The sequence below is a fragment of the Flavobacterium sp. FPG59 genome (assembly GCF_002150205.1).
GTDB lineage: Bacteria > Bacteroidota > Bacteroidia > Flavobacteriales > Flavobacteriaceae > Flavobacterium.
In genome coordinates, this window is the sequence record NZ_MTCA01000383.1 from 1 (window position 1) to 1,236 (window position 1,236).

General features: G+C 31.6%; 1 protein-coding gene. It reads right to left on the reverse strand.

Going from position 1 to position 1,236, the window contains the following annotated elements; genetic code table 11:
• Window positions 1-23 precede the first annotated feature (23 nt).
• Entirely contained in the window at window positions 24-1,226 is a 1,203-nt protein-coding gene (locus FPG59_RS16170) for an NAD(P)-dependent oxidoreductase (RefSeq protein WP_086455544.1), read from the reverse strand.
• Between the last annotated feature and the right edge of the window lie 10 nt (window positions 1,227-1,236).

The window sequence follows — 1,236 nt, forward strand, 5'->3', positions numbered from 1 at the left end:
TTGATTGATATACATTTAAAAAATTATTTACCATCTACAAAATCTTGTAAATAACTAAATCGTTTTGTTAACTTTCCGTTTTCGGTAATTTTAGATCTTTGTAAAATACCATCTTTATCTTGATTAAAAAAAGCAGGCATTACCTGAGCAATAAACATTTCACCAAAACCTTCGCTGGCATCTTTGGGTAATTCACAAGGTAAATTATCAACAGCCATTACTACAATTGCAGCAGGGTGAAATAATTCAACTTCCTTATCTTCACTGGGTAAATAACCATACAATGGCTCTTCAATAGAAGATGCTCTCAGGGTACAGGCAACTGGACCATTTACATCACACGACACATCTCCTACAATTTTAATAGCACAATCTGTAGCTTGTAACATTGCTCTTGATAAAATTACTGGCGCTTCATTTGCATGAAAATGCCCTGCTATATATATATCCGAAACTTTTGAAAAACGCTCAAAATTAGATTCGTACAATTGAGGATTATTGTAAAAATCATTAAAATCGTTTATCGATTTATCCTTTCTAATATTGTAATCTAAGACATCAATTTGTGTATAAACAGGTTGCGTATACTTTTTAGTTAAATAATTTTCAACAGATACTTCTTTAATTTTTATAGCATCCAAAACCTCCTTGATACCGTTCCCTACTTTACCCGTACCAGTAACCACAAATTTTATAGGAGGCAACACAACACGCTTAAGATGCATAATTAAAGCTTCTTTTCCAGCTAATGTCTCTGCTTTAGGCAACTTAAACAATTCAAATTTTAAACCAAATGCTCTAATACTATTGTAAGCCCCCACGATACCAGCATATCTCCCAAAACCAATAAGCCTTTTATTAGATGCGTCAACTATAGTTTCATAATCATATAAATCTATGTTTTTTTCTAAAATGGCTTGTAATAACTTTCTATTATATGGTTGTTTCTTGATGGTATGCGAAAAAAAGAAATAGGATTTATTAGGAATTAAATTTTCAACAGGAACTTCTTTAACTCCAAAAAGAAAATCACAATCACTTACGTCTTCAATTACAGAAATTCCTTCATCTTCATATTGTGAATCATTAAAAACCCTACAATCTGATGACTCAACCTCTACTGACACTCCTTCATAAGTAGCAATAATTTGCTTAATGGCATTTGGTGAAAAAATAACTCTACGGTCAGGAGGGTTTTTTCTTTCTTTTATAATTCCGAATTTCATGTTTTTATAC

Coding starts and splice junctions, on each gene's coding strand:
- FPG59_RS16170 (WP_086455544.1), bottom strand. CDS start 1,226: ATGAAATTCGGAATTATAAAAGAAAGAAAAAACCCTCCTGACCGTAGA.